The sequence below is a fragment of the Rhizobium leguminosarum bv. trifolii WSM2297 genome, from assembly GCF_000271845.1.
This window is the reverse complement of record NZ_JH719393.1, coordinates 266,088-283,055: the sequence shown is the minus strand read 5'-3', so window position 1 is coordinate 283,055 and position 16,968 is coordinate 266,088. Positions and strand designations below refer to the sequence as shown.

Here is a 16,968-nt window from a genome sequence, read left to right as displayed (position 1 = left end):
GGTCAGGGTCGACGACGCTTGATCACCATTGGGAAGCTCTCCGAACGAACCCCGTCAGGAGCCCACGGCCATCCGCAGGATGCTGGCAGGCGAAGTCCTGCGGCCGTCGGCAGTTTGAAAGTGGGAAATTCTTTCGTTCAATAGTTCCACCTGCTGCCGAAGCCGGTGAATTTCCGCGGTGTTTTCCTCCACCATGGCGGCATTGTGCTGGGTGATGTGCTCGACGTCGCGAACGGCGTTGTTCACCTCGTCGATGCCCTTGTACTGCGTTGTCGTGGCGGACGAGATGACCTGCACCAGCCCGTTGATCGAGGTGAAGTGCTCCATGATCGCCGAAAGCGCCTCACCGGTCTCCTCGACGAGCTTGACGCCCGTGCCGACCTGCGATGCGCTGTTGGAGATCAGCTCCTTGATCTCGCGGGCAGCCTTGGCGCAACGCTGGGCAAGCTCGCGAACCTCCTGAGCAACCACGGCAAAACCTCTGCCGGCCTCCCCTGCGCGCGCCGCTTCCACGCCCGCATTGAGGGCAAGAAGATTGGTCTGGAAGGCGATCTCGTCGATCACACCGATGATGCTGCTGACCTTTTCGGACGATCGGTTGATGGCGCCCATGGCGTCGACGGCCTTGGCGACGACGGCTGCGGAATGCTCGGCCTGGCGGTGCGCTTCGGCGACCGAACGCGACGTCTGGTTCGCATTTTCGGCCGTCGTCCGCACGCTGGCTGTGAGTTCGCCGAGCACGCGCGAACTGTCTTCGAGAGCCGCAGCCTGCTGCTCCGTTCGGCGAGCCAGGTCGTCGGCCGCGCCCGAAAGATTGGTGCTGCCCTCGGCGATCTCGTAGGTCGTGTTGCGAACCTCGGCGAGCGTCAGGCGCAACGCGTCGATGGCGTGATTGTAGGTGCGTGCCATCGCGACATAATCTGCCGCCAGATCCTCGCTCATCTCTGCAGCGAGATTGCCGCTGGCGAGCTTGCCGAGCATGTCGGACAGCGCGTTCAAAGCCTCGCTCTGTTCCGCCTCGATGCGCGCCTGCTCGGCCGCGCGGCGGGCCTGCTCCCGTTCGTCCCGCGCCCTGTTTGTTTCGGCAAGCTCTTCCAGCCTGGTCTTCTCCAGCGCCTGGTCGCGGAAGACGGTCACCGATCGGATCATGTCGCCGATCTCGTCGCCGCGCTTGCCGTCGCCGATGGATATGTTCAGATCGCCGTCGGCAAGTCTCATCATCGTCTGGGTGATCCGCTTCAGCGGTGCGCGCAGGGTTTCGATCAGCATGAGACCGCCGATGATCGCAAGCACCGTGCCCGCAATCATTGCCGCAAGCGACATCGTCGCCGAACGCTGGCTGATTTCCTTGCCGCTCTCCTGCGCCGTGCTGACGAACTGTTCGAGCGTGTGGCTTGCGTCGGCCACAAGTGCGGTCGCCGCCTCCTTGTCCGCGCGCCACTGGTCGGCGATCGATATCAGAAGCGAACTGTCCTTTTCGATCGAGGCCAGCGACGGCTCGATCTTCTTGGCAAGATCCTGCAAGGCGGCGTTTTTTCCGCTCAAGGGTACGAGCTGGCCAGCGCTTTCGCGCAGCGCCTTGAGATCCGCGAGAACGGCATCCCGCGCCTCGGCGTCGACCCGCCTGTTCAATTCGCTTAAGTGCAGGCGCAGATCGTCAATCGATTTGAACGCGGTATTGACGATCGCCACCATCGAGCGAAACGTTGATATGCTTGCATCCATGCCGACGAAACGCTCGATCGCAGTATCCGCATTCCCTGAGGCAAGCTTCCCAAACTTCTCCTCGAAGCCCTGCAGGTCCTGGTCGACAGGCGCGTAGCCGTCGAGCGTCAGGTTGGCGCTGTCCTTCGCCATCGCGGCGAGCTTGTCCAATACCGGCTTCAGCGCGGCAATCTGGGTCTGGGCCTTGTCGGAGGCGAGTGCGGCGCTCCCGCCGACCTCCTTGACGAGCGGCGGCAGGAGACTGCCGAGAGCGCCGGCGATATCGGCGGGGGCAGTTGCCTGCGCCGTTGCCTTGCGCAACTTTGCAACGCGCTGCGCGAGATTCTTGTAGACGGAGGCATCGAGGAGCAACGCCCGGACGAAGGCCTCTTTTCCGTTCGCCTGATCCTGGAGAACGTCGAGCTGCTTGCGGGCGGTCTGGCTTTCCTTGAACAACTGGGTCACGGCATCGTCGATTGCCTGTTCGGTATTGGCGCGCTCCTGCGACACAGCCCAAAGCGTATCGGCGCCGCTCTGCATCTTAGCCCCGAGTTCGCGCACCACGGCGATCTGCTGTTTTTGGGCGGGATCGATCAGCATCGCGTCGAGCGTTGCGGCACCTTTCTCCTGATCGGAGATGCTGGCAACCAGCCGATCGCGCGTGGTAGCCGCCGGAAGATCGGTAAAGGCCGTCAGCGAAGAGCGCAGTTGCTGGAAACTGGAAAGGGCGTCGATCGTCTGCCGCGTCAGTGTCATCTGGCCTTTGAGCGTACCGGCGGTGAAATAGCCGAAAAGCCCGATGCCGGCGATGAGGACGATCAGCGGCACCACGAAAAAGAGCACCTTCGTCACGATCCGCATACGCTGCAGCAGTCGATCAATCAACGCCATAAGAACCCCGCCCCCCAGGAATGGTCACGCCTGATGGCGCGACGATAGCTGCAACTGCTAAAAAAATGGTCAATGGTGTCGAGTTCATTCAGAGCCATCGGAACCGTGACCGAGACACCGCATTTTCTGGATTCTCAGGTCTGCTGACAAAGGTCGCTATTTACTCAGCATCACGCCCGGCCTTGTACCGAGGATCTGCCGCCTTGTCGGTCGGTCGCAAATGCTCGAGACAAGCCCGAGCATGACGAAAAGAAGTTGGCAGCCTGGGTCATTGGCCCGGAGGGATCGTATCTTTGGCCTCGGCCTATCAATTAGCCGATCGCCATGAGGCTCGCATTGCCGCCGGCAGCCGCGGTGTTGATCGATGTCGACACCTCCTCCAGCAGCCAGTTCAGGCAATAGGCCTCGGGATCGCTCGCCAATTCTTCGCTCGTCGCGGCCTGGACCAGGAGAAGCGGACCCGGCAGAGCAGCAATCTTTCGATTGACGATCAGGACCCTGTCGCGATCCCCTTCGACCAGTGCGCCCGAGAATGGCCCGTCCTTTTCCCAATCCGACGTCCAGGAAACCCGGCTGGCAACAGCCGCCGGGAGATCCGCCAGGACTGATTTCGGCAGGGAGCCGGCGTCGACAACGACGTGGTTGCCCGTCGACAGTGCTGCGGCGATCTGGCGATAGAGCCCACTTTCGGTCTGCGGCACGGCAAGAATGCGGCCGCGGGGATGGAGCGCGTAGAGATTGAGTTCTCCGACGGGACCAACCAGTTCCCGTTCGAGCCCAAGCGCCGAACGGCTCGCATATCCGCGCGCCGCTTCCCCTTCGCCCGGCAAGCCCTTCTTGTCGAGCCAGACGATATAGTCGCGAAGGGCAAGATCGGTATGAACGGAATCCTGCTGCGGTGGCACCGGTGCGCGCTGCACCAGCCGGCCGATATAGAGCGGACCGCCGGCCTTCGGGCCGGTGCCCGACAGGCCGCGGCCACCGAAAGGCTGCACGCCGACGACGGCGCCGATGATGTTACGGTTGACGTAGAGGTTGCCGGCCTTGATGCGGCTCGTCACATGCGCGATCGTTTCGTCAAGCCGGGTGTGAAGCCCGAAGGTGAGGCCGTAGCCCGATGCGTTGATATCGTCGATCAGGCGATCGAGCCCGTTTCGCTTGAAGCGGACGACATGCAGGACCGGGCCGAAGATCTCCCGCGTCAGATCAGACAGGGCCTTGATCTCGATGATCGTCGGCGGGACGAAGGTGCCGGCTGTCGCAGTTTCGGGCAGCGGCAGTTGATCGACCTTGCGGCCCATACCGCGCATCTGCTCGATATGCTGGTCGATCTCCGCCTTGGCGCCGTCGTTGATGACGGGGCCGACATCGATGCTCAGCCGGTCGGTGCGGCCGATCGTCAGCTCGCGGAAGGCGCCCTTCAGCATGTTGAGGGTCCGGTCGGCGACATCGTCCTGCAGGCAGAGAACGCGGAGCGCCGAGCATCGCTGGCCGGCGCTGTCGAAAGCCGAGGCAATGACGTCGGCCACCACTTGTTCGGCCAAAGCCGAGGAGTCGACGATCATGCCGTTCTGGCCGCCGGTTTCGGCAATCAGCGGGATCGGCTTGCCGGTCGAAGACAGCCGTTCGGCGAGCTGCGCCTGGATCATCCGGGCAACTTCGGTCGAGCCGGTAAACATCACGCCGGCCGTTTCCGCGGCGCCCACCATGCCGGCGCCGAGGCGGCCGCTGCCAGGCACGAACTGCAGGGCGCCCACAGGCACGCCCGCCTCGTGGAGGATCTTGACACTCTCCGAGGCGATGATCGGCGTCACGCCGGCAGGCTTGGCAAGCACAGGATTGCCGGCCACGAGTGCTGCAGCAACCTGCCCGGTGAAGATCGCCAGCGGGAAATTCCACGGGCTGATGCAGACGATCGGGCCGAGCGGCGCATGCGACGGCCCGAGGGTCTTGCGCGCCTGTTCGGCGTAATAACGCAGGAAGTCGATTGCCTCACGCACCTCGCCGACGGCATTGGCGGCGGATTTGCCGGCCTCGCGCATGATGATGCCCATCAACGTCTTGATGCGGGCCTGCATGATGTCGCCCGCCCGCTCCAGGCAAGCCGCGCGCTCGGCCGGCGGTACGGCCGCCCATTGTGGCGCATATTCGGCCGCCATTGCAACGACGCGGGCGGCGTCCTCGACCTTCAGCTCGGTGACCGTGCCGACGACATCGCGGTGATCGGCGGGATTGAGGACGTCCCGTGTCACCCCATCCGTGGAGCCATCGGCAAGGATGGGAAGCGCATGCCACGGGTTGGCAGCTGAAGCGGCGAGCACCTGCGCCAGATCGGAGAGGGTCGCCTCGTTTGAGAGATCGAGACCATCGGAATTGGCGCGGGCGCTGCCATAAAGCGCCTTCGGCGCGGCGATCTGCGCGTGCGGGGCGCCGACCACCGGCATGGCGGCGACCGTTTCGGCGGGATCGGCGATCAGCGCCTCGACCGAGACGTTCGGATCGGAGATGCGGTGCACGAAGGAGGAATTGGCGCCGTTTTCCAGGAGACGCCGCACCAGATAGGCAAGCAGCGTCTCATGTGTCCCCACAGGCGCATAGATGCGGCAGGGCCGGTCAAGCTTTTCCTTGCCGACGACTTCGTCATAGAGCGGTTCGCCCATGCCGTGCAGGCACTGGAACTCGTATTTGCCGACGGCGAAATCGGGGCCGGCGAGATGATAGATCGTCGCCAGCGTCTGCGCGTTGTGGCTGGCAAACTGCGGGAAGACGGCATCGGGGGCGGCAAGCAGCTTGCGGGCGCAGGCGATGTAGGCGACGTCGGTATAGATCTTGCGGGTATAGACCGGATAGTCGTCGAGACCGTCGAGCTGGGCGCGTTTGATCTCCGCATCCCAATAGGCGCCCTTGACCAGACGCAGCATGATCCGGCGCCCGGACCGACGGGCGAGATCGATGATATAATCGAGCACGAAGGGGCAGCGCTTGCCATAGGCCTGGACGACGAAGCCCAGCCCGTTCCAGCCGGCGAGATCCGGGGCAAAGCAGAGTTCCTCGAGCAGATCGAGCGAAAGCTCCAGCCGGTCGGCCTCTTCAGCGTCGATGTTGAGGCCGATGTCATAAGACTTTGCGAGCGCGGCCAGCGCCTTGACCTTCGGCAGCAGCTCGCCGATCACCCGGCCGGCCTGTGCCCTCACATAGCGGGGATGCAGGGCCGAAAGCTTGATCGAAATGCCAGGGCCGTCATAGATGCCGCGTCCGTTCGACGCCTTGCCGATGGCATGGATCGCCTTCTCATAGTCCTTGAAATAACGTTCAGCGTCGGCGGCGGTCGTCGCGGCCTCGCCCAGCATGTCGTAGGAATAGCGGAAGCCGCGCGCTTCGAGCGGCCGGGCGCGTTTCAGCGCCTCTTCGATGGTTTCGCCGGTGACGAATTGCTCGCCCATCATGCGCATCGCCATATCGACGCCGCGGCGAATGACCGGCTCGCCGGCGCGCGCGATCAGCCGTGTCAGCGCCGCCGACAGGCTGCGGTCGTTGACCGTCGACGTCAGCTTGCCGGTGACAACGAGACCCCAGGTGGCGGCGTTGACAAACATGGATTTGCCGCCGCCGATATGCGAGGTCCAGTTTCCCTCGGAGATCTTGTCGCGGATCAGCGCATCGCGGGTATCGGTATCGGGAATGCGCAGCAGCGCTTCGGCAAGGCACATGAGCGCCACGCCCTCCTGGCTGGAGAGCGAATATTCCTGCACCAGCCCCTCGACGCCGGTGCCCTTGTGCTTGGCGCGCAGCGCCTCGATCAGCGTGCGGGCCGTGCTGCGAATGTCATAGCGCTTCGCCTCGGAGACGCGTGCGGCAGCCACGAGCGGCGGCAGGCATTCGGTTTCCGGACGGCGATAGGCCGCCGTGATCGCCTGGCGAAGCTCGGATTGCGGCCGGATCGGCGGGGCAAAGCCGGCGAACGGCGCCCTATCGGCGGGATCATTGGAGGATGCGGGGTCGATCGCTGCGTTCAACATGGGAGTTCCTGATCAATCAATGTTTCGTCTAACGGATAAATGGAACACCGGGCTCATCGTCCCAGTGCGCATCATCGATAAAAGCGGGGCCGGAATATTCCGTCTCGCGAAGCGGGCGCGCATCCGGCTTGTCGCGCTTCAGGGTGAATGCCGCTGCAACCGCTCTGATCGCCACCGGCCGGTAGTGAACGAGCAGGTCGGGTTTCTGATCGTCATCCGATTTTTTCTCGTGCATCCATGATCCCCATTGGTGCGGCGTCGATACCGATTTCGGCAATGCGCCAGGCGCTCACGCCTTCCTCCCGCTATCGACGCATAATCTATCATAGCCGTAAATTGCGATCTCACTTGATTTTAGCGCTTTTCAAGCTGTATGAACTTAATAAGCGATCACTGAGAGTTCAGATGGCCACAGAAATCGACGTCTTTAGTGAATTAGACCAGTTCGACAGGAAGATTCTCGCGGCGCTCGCCGAGGACGGCAGGCTGTCGATCACCGATCTCGCGGCGCGCGTGGGGCTTTCGAAGACACCCTGCCAGATCCGCTTCAAGCGGCTGATCAGCGACGGATACATCGAAGGCTTCAAGGCCGTGCTCAATCCTGCGAAAATGCAGCTCGACCATATCGCTTTCGTCGAGGTGAAGCTCTCCGACACCCGTGAGGCTGCGCTGAAAAGCTTCAACGACGCCATCAAGAAGATCAAGGAAGTCGAAGAGTGCCACATGATCGCCGGCCGGTTCGACTATCTCCTGAAGATTCGCACCCGCGATATCGGCCGCTATCGCCGCGTTCTCGGCGAGCGCATCTCGACACTGCCGCACGTTGCCAACACGTCGACGAACGTCGCGATGGAGACGATCAAGGAAGGCTGGGACAAGTTCGGTTCGAGCCTTTCGTGATTATATGACCCTGGCGGATACAACTACTTTCTCGCATGAAGCCCCGACCTGCGTTTGGGCCTACCTATGCCGGTAGCGAAAGGCTTCGACAAATGCAGAGAAAGCCGGCGATGGATGGCGCCGGCTGGGGTAATAGAGGCGATAGCCTTGAAAGGTCGGAGCCCAGTCCGCCAGCACTTCCTGCAACTGGCCGCTGTCGAGGTATGGCCGGACGAGATCCTTCGGCGCATAGGCGAGGCCGATGCCGTCAAGGGCGGCATTGATCGCCGGTCCTATATGGCTCATCGTCAGCTGGCCCTCGACCCGGACACTAAAGTCGCGACCGTCCCTTTCGAACTCCCAGGCGTAGAGCCCGCCCGAAGTCGGAAGCCGAAGGTTGACGCAATTGTGGTCCGTCAGGTCTTGCGGGGTCGAAGGCGCGGCGCGGCGCGCAAGATACTGCGGTGATCCGACGACGGCATAGGTGACGTCGGGGCCGATGCGAACAGCCACCATGTCGCGGGCAATCGCTTCTCCAAGCCGGACGCCGGCGTCGAACTGGCGTTCGACGATATTTGTGAATCCATTGTCGACGAAGAGTTCCACGGCAATCTCAGGGTAATCGCTCAGAAATGCCGGCAGTCGCGGACGGAACACCAGGTCGACGGCGTCGTCGGGACAGACGATCCGGACTTCCCCTGAGGGCCTGCCACGCAGTGCGCTGATTGCACTGATTCCGGCGGCAATGCTCTCGAAATGCGGTTGAATGCTTTCCACGAGGCGCGCGCCAGCCGCCGTCGGGGCGACATCGCGTGTCGTCCGCGACAGAAGACGGACGCCGAGCCGCTCTTCAAGCGCGCCGATCGTGTGGCTGAGCGCCGATCGCGTCACACCCAGCTTCGATGCGGCGCGCGTGAAACTCCGTTCCCGAGCCACTTCCAGGAAAGCCCGCATTTCGGTGAACTCGTCCCGCCGCATTGTTGAATCTCCTTCATCACGACATTCAGATTATAGCTCCTAGTCGCGCAAAACCAGCGCGGTTATTTATCTCCGCAACGGACAGGAGAGCATGGATGACCATTGAGCTGACATTGGATGAGGCGCCGACGATTGAAGGCGCAGCAACCCCGTGGGCGGCGGTGACCTGTCTCTCGCTTCTTACCTTTCTTCTCGTGGGGCTGGAGTTCCTGCCTGTCAGCCTTCTGATCCCGATCGCTGCGGAGCTCTCGGTGTCTGAGGGCCAGGCCGGGATGGCGATCACCGTGTCGGGCGTCTTTGCGGTTGTCACCAGCCTTTTCGGCAATGCTTTCCTGGCGAAGATCGACCGGAAGACTGTCGTCCTGCTCTATACGGTGGTTCTGGTTGCTTCGAGCCTGGCGGTTGCCCTTGCGCCGAACTTCCTCGTCTTTCTCGTCGGACGGGCTCTGGTCGGCATGTCGATCGGCGGCTTCTGGTCGCTGTCGACGGCTATTCTGTCACGCCTGGCCTCCAGCCATGACCTGCCCAAGGCTATCGCCCTGCTGCAGGGCGGCACCGCATTCGCGCTCGTCCTTGCCGCACCGCTCGGCAGCTTCCTCGGCGGGCTGATCGGATGGCGCGGTGCCTTCCTGGTCACCGTGCCGATCGGAATGGCCGCACTCGCCTGGCAACTGGTCGTCCTGCCGAGGATGCCGGCAACTGCCATCGTCTCGGCGGCCAACATCCTCGGGCTGCTGCGAAATCGCACATTCGCGGTTGGAATGGCGGCGACCGGTCTCGCCTTCATCGGCCAGAACGCACTCTCCATTTACCTTCGTCCGTTCCTCGAGGTCGTCACGGGATTGGGATTGAATACCCTGTCCATGGTGCTTCTCGGCCTTGGCGTCGGCGGCCTGGCAGGAACCTCCGTTATCGGCTTCCTCGCCCGGCGGCACCTCCTGCTCTTTCTCGTCGGATTGCCGGCTGCTCTGGCGATCCTTGCCTTGCTGCTGATCGCTCTCAGCCCGATTGCGGCGATTACCGTATCTCTGCTCGTCCTGTGGGGATTTTTCTCCACCCCTATTCCGGTCGCCTGGAACACCTGGATGGCCGCGATCGTCCCCGGCGAGCTGGAAGCGGCAGGTGGACTGCAAGTGGCGCTGATCCAACTCGCCATTGCTGGCGGCGCTTTCGCCGGCGGCGTATTGTTCGACACCACGGGATGGTGGAGCACCTTCCTTCTGGCCGCCTGCCTTCTCACCGGTTCGGCTGCCCTTGCCGCCCTAGCCGGCCGTCGTGCCTGAACCTTCCGAAGCCTCAAACCAGGAGATCGTCATGTCTGAAGGAATCACAAACAAAGTCGTCGTCATCACCGGGGCAAGCAGCGGACTTGGCGAAGCCACCGCACGTCACCTCGCCGAGCGCGGCGCCTCGGTCGTCCTCGGGGCGCGCCGCAGCGATCGCATCACCGCACTGGCTGCGGAACTGACCGGCAAAGGCTATAGGGCCAAGGCCGTCCAGACCGATGTAACGGATCGATATCAGGTCAAGAACCTCGTCGACGCGGCGGTCGATGCGTACGGTCGTATCGATGTGATGCTGAACAATGCGGGCCTGATGCCGCTCGCGCCGCTCGAACGGCTCAAAGTCGACGAATGGGATCGCATGATCGACGTGAATATAAAGGGCGTGCTCTACGGCATCGCGGCAGCGCTTCCCCATATGAAGACGCAGAAGTCTGGGCACATCATCAACGTGTCCTCGGTCTACGGCCATGTGGTCGATCCAGGTGCTGCCGTCTATTGCGCCACGAAGTTCGCCGTCCGCGCCCTCTCGGAAGGGCTGCGAGGGGAAGTGAAGCCGTATAATATTCGCACGACGATCATTTCACCCGGCGCGGTCAGCACCGAGCTCCTCGAACATATCAGCGAAAAGGACATTCAGGCGGGCACGAAGGAGTTCGTCAGCCAGATCGCCATCGGCGCCGACACCTTCGCCCGAACGGTCGCCTTCGCGGTGAACGAGCCCGACAATGTCGATATCAACGAAATCCTGTTCCGGCCTACGGCTCAGCCCGTCTGACCTGAGCGCGTTCTGGTTATCATCGTCGGCAGTCTTGCTTTCGACCGGATCACGCTGTCTGATGCCGGGCGCCAAACGACCGCTGAAGGCAGACGAATATTCGGCAGCCGAATCCGCGAATGAGGAGCAGGATGGATCACGCCAATCGTCCGCAAACATCGGCGAGCGAAGATGGGGAAGCGCGCAGGCTTCAATATCTTCCGTGGGAACGCATTGCATCCGACCTCGATCATCCCTCGCACCTCGCCCGCAAGGCGGAGCTTCGGCGGGCGTGCGGGGCTGAATTGGCCGAGACATCCTATATTGCCGAGGGTGCCGCGATCTTCACCGAAAGCCTGGCGATGGGCGAGCGGTCCTGGATCGCCGGGCACGCGCTCGTTCGAGGTGACGTGATCCTCGGCGACGACTGCAGCATCAATCCCTATGCCTGCGTGTCCGGCAAGGTGACATGCGGCAATGGGGTACGGATTGCCTCGCACGCATCGATTGTCGGCTTCAATCACGGCTTCGACGATCCTGATCGACCTATACACCGCCAGGGAGTCATCAGCCTCGGCATCGTGATCGGTGACGATGTCTGGATCGGCGCAAATTGCGTAATCCTTGATGGCGTCACGATCGGAAATGGTGCGGTGATCGCCGCCGGGGCCGTGGTCACGCAGGACATTCCCGCTTTGTCGATTGCCGGCGGCGTTCCGGCAAGGGTGCTTCGAAGCCGGGGCTCGGCGGCGAAGAAATCCGGCTCTGCAGACGTCGAAGATCAACTGGTCAGGCTTGGCCAGAAAGCCAAAGAGCAATGGCCGGATATTCTCGCACGCTGGAAAACGTCGGAATCCTATGAATCGCTGGAGGCGGACGGCGTCAGGAGACCGGCGATCCGGCATCTATGCGATGCAATCGAGATCGCCGCCGGTTTCGGCCACTTGCCGGCGGGCCTCGTTCCGTCGGAGACCGTCGCGCTTCTCCAAGGGCTTCAGGATCGCGAGACCGGCCTTTTCCCGGAAGAGCATTCCCGTGTGAATGACCGGGCGTTGAGGGAAGATCCGAAGGCACTCTACAACATCCTTTCGGTCGGCTATGCACTTGAGCTGCTTGGCTCTGGGCCACGACACCCCATCCAGGCGGTACAGCTCGGCGCTGACGAGCTGGAGCAATGGCTGAGCGCCTTGCCCTGGTCGAGCCGGGCATGGCACGCCGGCAGCGTGGTCGATGCCATCGGCACCGCCATGTACTTCAATGCCAGGCATTTCGGCATCAGAGGTCCCCGCCAGGCGCTCTTCGAGTGGCTGGGCCGCAATGCCAATACCGTCTCCGGCCTATGGGGCGAGCCGACGGCGCTGGAAGGATGGCTGCAGCCGGTGAACGGCTTTTATCGCCTGACGCGCGGCACCTACGCGCAATTCGGCCTTCCGCTTCCCCACCCGCAGGCTTCGCTCGAAACGGTTCACCTCAATTATCGCAATCACAAGGGTTTTGTTGGCGCGCAATACAATGCGTGTAACCTGCTCGATACGATCCATCCGCTGCTGCTGATTGCCCGGCAAACCGATTACAGGCGAGCCGATGGCGAGGTGATCGCCCGCAATCTCATCTCAAGAGCCTTGGGTCGATGGCGGGATGGCGAGGGCTTTCCATTCGCCGACGGCGGTGAACCGAGCCTGCAGGGAACGGAAATGTGGCTTTCCGTCGTTCATCTGGCCGCGGATTTTCTGGGTCTGTCGGATCGGTTCACCTTCGTCCCGCAAGGTGTGCACCGGACGGCAACGTCCGGGCTCGGCTTATGATCAACCGTGCAGCGATGCGGTCAGCCAGGCGGCGGCGAGGTCGCGGGCATTACTGCGCTTGGCTTTGACAGGCACTATCACGTTATAGCGATCTTCCGCGGCAAGCTCGCTTTCTTCGGCGCGCACCAGGGTTCCGTCATCGAGAAAAGTGCCGATCAGCATGCGCCATCCCAAGGCAATGCCCTGCCCGGCGCGTGCGGCGGCGATGGTCTCGGTATAATGGCTGAACCGAAGCGACGGCTTGACCTCGATATTGGCGCCGGTGAACGAAACCCATTGCGACCAGCTATACCAGGAACGATCGACAACATCCGTTTCGATGAATTCGTCCGCCGAGCCGAGCGGACCATCTCCTCGACGCCGGAGATAGTCGGGAGAGCAGACGGGGGAAATGACATCGCCGCGCGAGGCGATGACCGTTCCATCGCTGAAGGGAGGCAGGCCGTAGCGAATCGCCACGTCGACCTCCCCGCCGTCCAGCGCAATCGGGCTGTCCTGGGATATCACCCGCACCAGAATGCCAGGATTGGCGCGGCGGAATTCAGCCAGCCGCGGCAGCAACCAGAAGGAAGAGAATGCAACGGTTGCGCCGATCGTCACCACGTCCTGACTGCGCGACTGAAGCGCTTCCACACTCTCGGCGATATCGGCGAAACTCTTCGCCAGTGTCGCGCCAAGGCTGATGCACGCCGCCGTCGGCTCGATCGCGCGATGCTTGCGCACGAATAAGGCCAGGCCGAACTCCTCCTCCAGCAACGCGATCTGCCGGCTGACCGCGGCTTGGGTGACCCCGAGTTCGCTTGCTGCCAGGGTGAAGCTTTTCCTGCGCAGCACCGCCTCCAGGGTCACCAATGCGGTCAGCGACGGAAGCCGTCTTCGAAATTGCATCTCGGCCTCTTCACATGAGAAAAACTTATGCGAGCGTGATTTTTTATGCCGTTGAAAGCCCAGCACTGCAAGCGCAATCTAGGGAAACTCTCACATAAGAGGTTCTGATGCTAAACAGGCTCCCATCTTCCATTTCAGCACTGCTCGACTCCCGCTCTGAAGGTCATTCGCTTCCGGCCGGCCTCTATGTCAGAGAAGACGTTTTCGAAGCTGATATCGACGTCTTCTTCCACAAGCACTGGATTTGTGTCGGCCTCGACTGTGATGTCCCCGAACCCGGCGACGCCACGGTGATCGATATCGGCAAGACGAGCCTGATCCTGCTGCGCGACGACGACGGTGAAATTCGGGTGCTGCACAATGTCTGCCGCCATCGCGGCTCCCGTCTTCTCAACCCCGGCAACACGATCGTTTCGAAGCTCGTCTGTCCCTATCACACCTGGACCTATGAGCTGACGGGCGAGCTCAGCTACGCGCCCCATATGGGCAAGGATTTCGACAAGGACTGCCATGGTCTCAAGCCGGTTACCTTCAAATCGATCGGCGGCCTGATCTACGTCTGCCTCTCCGACAATCCGCCCGAGGACATTGCCGGCCTCGAACAGGCGATGGTCGAGCGCCTCGCGCCCTACGATATCCGCAATACCAAGATCGCGCACCAGACCGATGTCATCGAGGACGGCAACTGGAAGCTGACGATGGAGAACAATCGCGAGTGCTATCACTGCTCCGCCAACCATCCGGAACTCTGCGTCTCCTTCGTCGATCTCGACTTCGGTTTCGACCCTGAGACGCTGAGCCCGGAGGATCGCGAACAGGCCGAAGAGCATTTCAGGATGTATGAAGAGCGGACCAAGGCATGGGAAGCCGACGGCTTTCCCTCGGCTGCCGTCGAACAGCTCGCCGACTGCGCCACCAACTTCCGCACGCAGCGGCTGATCATCGCAGGCGCCGGCGAATCCCAGACCCACGACGCCACCGCCGCATCGTCTAAACTTCTCGGACAAATGACCCGCAAGGATCTCGGCGACACCCATCTCTGGGGTCATAACAGCTGGAACCACTTCATGGGCGACCATGCGGTGGTCGCAACCGTCATCCCGCTCTCGGCGGGCAAGACGCTGGTCCGTACCAAGTGGCTGGTCCACAAGGACGCCGTCGAAGGGGTCGACTACGATCTCGACAAGCTGACGGATGTCTGGGTCGCAACGACGGATCAGGACGCCGATCTCGTCGCCCGCTCTCACGCCGGCGCAACGGATCCCGCCTATCAGCCGGGCCCCTATTCCCGCTTCTCCGAGACGAACCTCGACAAGTTCGCTACCTGGTACATCGACCGGATGCGCGCTCATGGGTATTGATCTCACATCCATGCGTCTAGGTCAGAGCGCGCAGCAGGTCTGGGATCCGGAGACGGACGAGACCCTCGTCTGTCTCGACGTCCATCAGGAGACGCATGACGTGAAAAGCTTCACGTTCGCGTCGCCCGAAGGCAAGCATTTCCACTTCGATGCCGGCCAGTATTTTCTGTTCGACTTCCCGACGGGTTCGGATGGCGAGGCACGATGCTACAGCATCTCGTCGTCGCCCCATCGAAGCAACGCCTTTACGGTGACGGTCAAGCGCGTGCCCGGCGGCAGGATATCAAACTGGCTCCATGACCACATGGCGCCAGGCATGACCGTCAAGGGTCAGGGACCGCTTGGTCATTTCGTCCGGCCCAACGGCAAGAAGATCAAGCTTCTGCTACTCTCCGGAGGTTCGGGCATCACGCCCGTCATGTCGATCACGCGGGATCTGGCAGACCGCTACGAAGCGTCGGACATCGTCTTCCTGCACGCGGCGAGAACGCCTGCCGATCTGATCTTTCGCCATGACCTTTCGGGGCTCGCAGCGAGGATGAAGGGACTGCGTCTCCAGTTTCTTCCCGAGACGGTCGCCGGCGAATTATCATGGCCAGGGCTGACCGGCCGGATCTCGCCGGAATTCCTCAAGCTTGCCGTTCCCGACATCGCCGAACGCGTCGTCATGTGCTGCGGTCCCGCCCCGTTCATGGCGGCGGCGCGATCGATAACGGCTGCTCTCGGCGTCCCGGCAGAAAATTATATCGAAGAGAGCTTCGACGCCGCGGTCATCGACGAGCCAGGCCTCGAAGTCGAAGCACGGCCGACGACGAGGGCTTTCCAGGTCGAATTCTCGAAACAGAATAAGACGTTGGAAGTCCCGTCGGACCAGACCGTGCTTTCAGCGGCAAAGAAGGGCAGCGTCCGCCTGCCCTCCTCGTGCTCGAACGGGGTCTGTGGAACCTGCAAGTCGAAGCTTGTCTCCGGCTCGGTGGAGATGAACCATAATGGCGGTATCCGGCAACGCGAGATCGACGCCGGCTTTTTCCTGCCCTGCTGCTCGAAGCCGCTCAGCGATCTCGTCATCGAACGCTGAGCGACACCGCAATACTCACCGACAACAGGGATCATGCCGATGTTGCGAGACGAAAACGATTCCGTCGAGCTGACCGGCTCGGCCGTCTTCAAGGACGAGCGCAAGCAGGCCTACCTCAATCCCGATGGAGCGGACCGGCCTCTCATCAGTCCGGTGCCCCCCGCGACGCTTGACCAGGCGCGTCGCTACCGGCTGGAGCGGCTGCGCATGAAGATGCGCGAATGGGATTGCGGCGCCCTGCTGCTCTATGATCCCGTCAACATCCGCTATGCCTTCGACTCCTCGAATATGAGCATCTGGACGATGCATAATCCCTCACGTTATGCATTGATCCTGGCCGACGGCCCGGCGATCATTTTCGAATTCGAAGGCGCCGAACACGTCAATGACGGGCTGTCCGGCATCGACGAAATCCGGCCATCGAAATCCTGGATCTTCTTCACCGCGGGCAACCTCGTGGAACCCCGCCTGAAGGCCTGGGCGGACGAGATCTCCGACATCGTGAAGGGGAATGCCGCCAACAGACGCATCGCCGTCGACAGGCTCGAGCCTTCAGGCGCGTTCGAACTTACCGAACGCGGATTTACCCTTCTCGACGGCCAGGAGCTGGCCGAACGGGCGCGATCGATCAAGAGCCCCGAGGAAATCGAGCTGATGCGCTGGACGATCCGCATCTGCGAAGCCGGCATGGCGCGGATGTACGAGGTATCGGAGCCAGGCCGCACCGAGCGGGAGATCTGGGCCGAGCTGCACTTCGAAAATGCGCGTAGCGGCGGCGAGTGGCTGGAAACCAAACTGCTGACCGCGGGCACCAGAACCAATCCCTGGTATCAGGAATGTTCGGACTACGTGATCGAGCGCGGCGAGATGATCTCCTTCGACACCGATATGATCGGCCCCTACGGCTATTGCGCCGACCTCTCGCGCTCGTGGACGTGTGGACATGTGGCGATGAATTCCAAGCAGAAGGAGCTTTACGCGGCAGCCAGGGACCAGATCGAACATAATCTGTCAGTCATCAGGCCCGGCATGACGTTTCGGGAGTTCAACGAACTGTCGTGGCAAATCCCGGAGAAATATCAGCCTTATCGCTACACCCTGGCCCTGCACGGCACCGGCATGGCCGACGAATGGCCGGGGGTGCCGCTGCACCCGGATTTCGATGCCGATTTCAGCGGCATCATCGAGGAGAACATGGTGCTCAACGTCGAAAGCCTGATCGCCGAGGCCGGGTCCGAGAGCATCAAACTGGAAACCCAGGCCCTGATCACGGCCGAGGGCGCGGAGCGGCTGGACAGCTTCCCGTGGGAAGACATCTGAAGCCT

12 protein-coding genes are annotated in these 16,968 nt (G+C 62.1%); 7 read left to right on the top strand and 5 right to left on the bottom strand.

The features are described 5' to 3' along the window. Positions 1–54: 54 nt before the first annotated feature. The 3 genes from RLEG4DRAFT_RS05145 to RLEG4DRAFT_RS05135 form a co-directional block, all read right to left on the bottom strand. Positions 55–2,595: a methyl-accepting chemotaxis protein gene (locus RLEG4DRAFT_RS05145; RefSeq protein WP_003575786.1), complete on the bottom strand. Its 2,541-nt coding sequence runs from the start codon at positions 2,593–2,595 to the stop codon at positions 55–57. A gap of 311 nt (positions 2,596–2,906) precedes the next feature. Beyond that, on the bottom strand, positions 2,907–6,614 hold the full coding sequence (putA, locus tag RLEG4DRAFT_RS05140; RefSeq protein ID WP_003575784.1) for a trifunctional transcriptional regulator/proline dehydrogenase/L-glutamate gamma-semialdehyde dehydrogenase: 3,708 nt from the start codon (positions 6,612–6,614) through the stop codon (positions 2,907–2,909). Between the two features lie 28 nt (positions 6,615–6,642). Then, the gene (locus RLEG4DRAFT_RS05135) at positions 6,643–6,849 is read right to left on the bottom strand and encodes a hypothetical protein (RefSeq protein ID WP_003575782.1); all 207 of its coding nucleotides are present in this window, start codon (positions 6,847–6,849) and stop codon (positions 6,643–6,645) included. Positions 6,850–7,019: 170 nt separating this feature from the next. On the opposite strand from RLEG4DRAFT_RS05135, the gene RLEG4DRAFT_RS05130 reads away from it, so the two are divergent. Continuing rightward, positions 7,020–7,514 (top strand): Lrp/AsnC family transcriptional regulator, encoded by a 495-nt coding sequence (locus tag RLEG4DRAFT_RS05130; RefSeq protein ID WP_003575779.1) that lies wholly within the window; start codon positions 7,020–7,022, stop codon positions 7,512–7,514. A 60-nt stretch (positions 7,515–7,574) separates the two neighbouring features. Here RLEG4DRAFT_RS05130 and RLEG4DRAFT_RS05125 read toward each other — a convergent pair whose 3' ends face one another. Next, positions 7,575–8,471 (bottom strand): LysR family transcriptional regulator, encoded by an 897-nt coding sequence (locus RLEG4DRAFT_RS05125; protein ID WP_003575777.1) that lies wholly within the window; start codon positions 8,469–8,471, stop codon positions 7,575–7,577. A 95-nt stretch (positions 8,472–8,566) separates the two neighbouring features. On the opposite strand from RLEG4DRAFT_RS05125, the gene RLEG4DRAFT_RS05120 reads away from it, so the two are divergent. From RLEG4DRAFT_RS05120 to RLEG4DRAFT_RS05110, 3 genes are all read left to right on the top strand, one after another. Then, complete coding sequence (locus tag RLEG4DRAFT_RS05120) at positions 8,567–9,754, top strand: MFS transporter (protein ID WP_003575775.1); 1,188 nt, start codon at positions 8,567–8,569, stop codon at positions 9,752–9,754. Between the two features lie 31 nt (positions 9,755–9,785). Next, positions 9,786–10,532, top strand: coding sequence for an SDR family oxidoreductase (locus RLEG4DRAFT_RS05115; protein WP_003575774.1), 747 nt, complete (start codon positions 9,786–9,788; stop codon positions 10,530–10,532). Between the two features lie 131 nt (positions 10,533–10,663). Further along, positions 10,664–12,316: an acyltransferase gene (locus tag RLEG4DRAFT_RS05110; protein WP_003575771.1), complete on the top strand. Its 1,653-nt coding sequence runs from the start codon at positions 10,664–10,666 to the stop codon at positions 12,314–12,316. Here the strand turns inward: RLEG4DRAFT_RS05110 and RLEG4DRAFT_RS05105 are convergent, their stop codons facing one another. Beyond that, positions 12,317–13,204, bottom strand: coding sequence for a LysR substrate-binding domain-containing protein (locus RLEG4DRAFT_RS05105; protein ID WP_003575769.1), 888 nt, complete (start codon positions 13,202–13,204; stop codon positions 12,317–12,319). It lies immediately after the preceding gene. A gap of 107 nt (positions 13,205–13,311) precedes the next feature. Here RLEG4DRAFT_RS05105 and RLEG4DRAFT_RS05100 point away from each other — a divergent pair, with 107 nt between their 5' ends. From RLEG4DRAFT_RS05100 to RLEG4DRAFT_RS05090, 3 genes are read left to right on the top strand one after another with little or no spacing between them, the layout of a single operon-like run. Next, complete coding sequence (locus RLEG4DRAFT_RS05100; protein ID WP_003575767.1) at positions 13,312–14,565, top strand: aromatic ring-hydroxylating oxygenase subunit alpha; 1,254 nt, start codon at positions 13,312–13,314, stop codon at positions 14,563–14,565. Further along, the gene (locus tag RLEG4DRAFT_RS05095) at positions 14,555–15,643 is read left to right on the top strand and encodes a hybrid-cluster NAD(P)-dependent oxidoreductase (protein ID WP_003575765.1); all 1,089 of its coding nucleotides are present in this window, start codon (positions 14,555–14,557) and stop codon (positions 15,641–15,643) included. Before RLEG4DRAFT_RS05100 ends, RLEG4DRAFT_RS05095 begins: the two co-directional genes overlap by 11 nt. Positions 15,644–15,682: 39 nt before the next feature. Then, on the top strand, positions 15,683–16,963 hold the full coding sequence (locus RLEG4DRAFT_RS05090; RefSeq protein WP_003575763.1) for a M24 family metallopeptidase: 1,281 nt from the start codon (positions 15,683–15,685) through the stop codon (positions 16,961–16,963). The last annotated feature ends 5 nt before the right edge of the window (positions 16,964–16,968 follow it).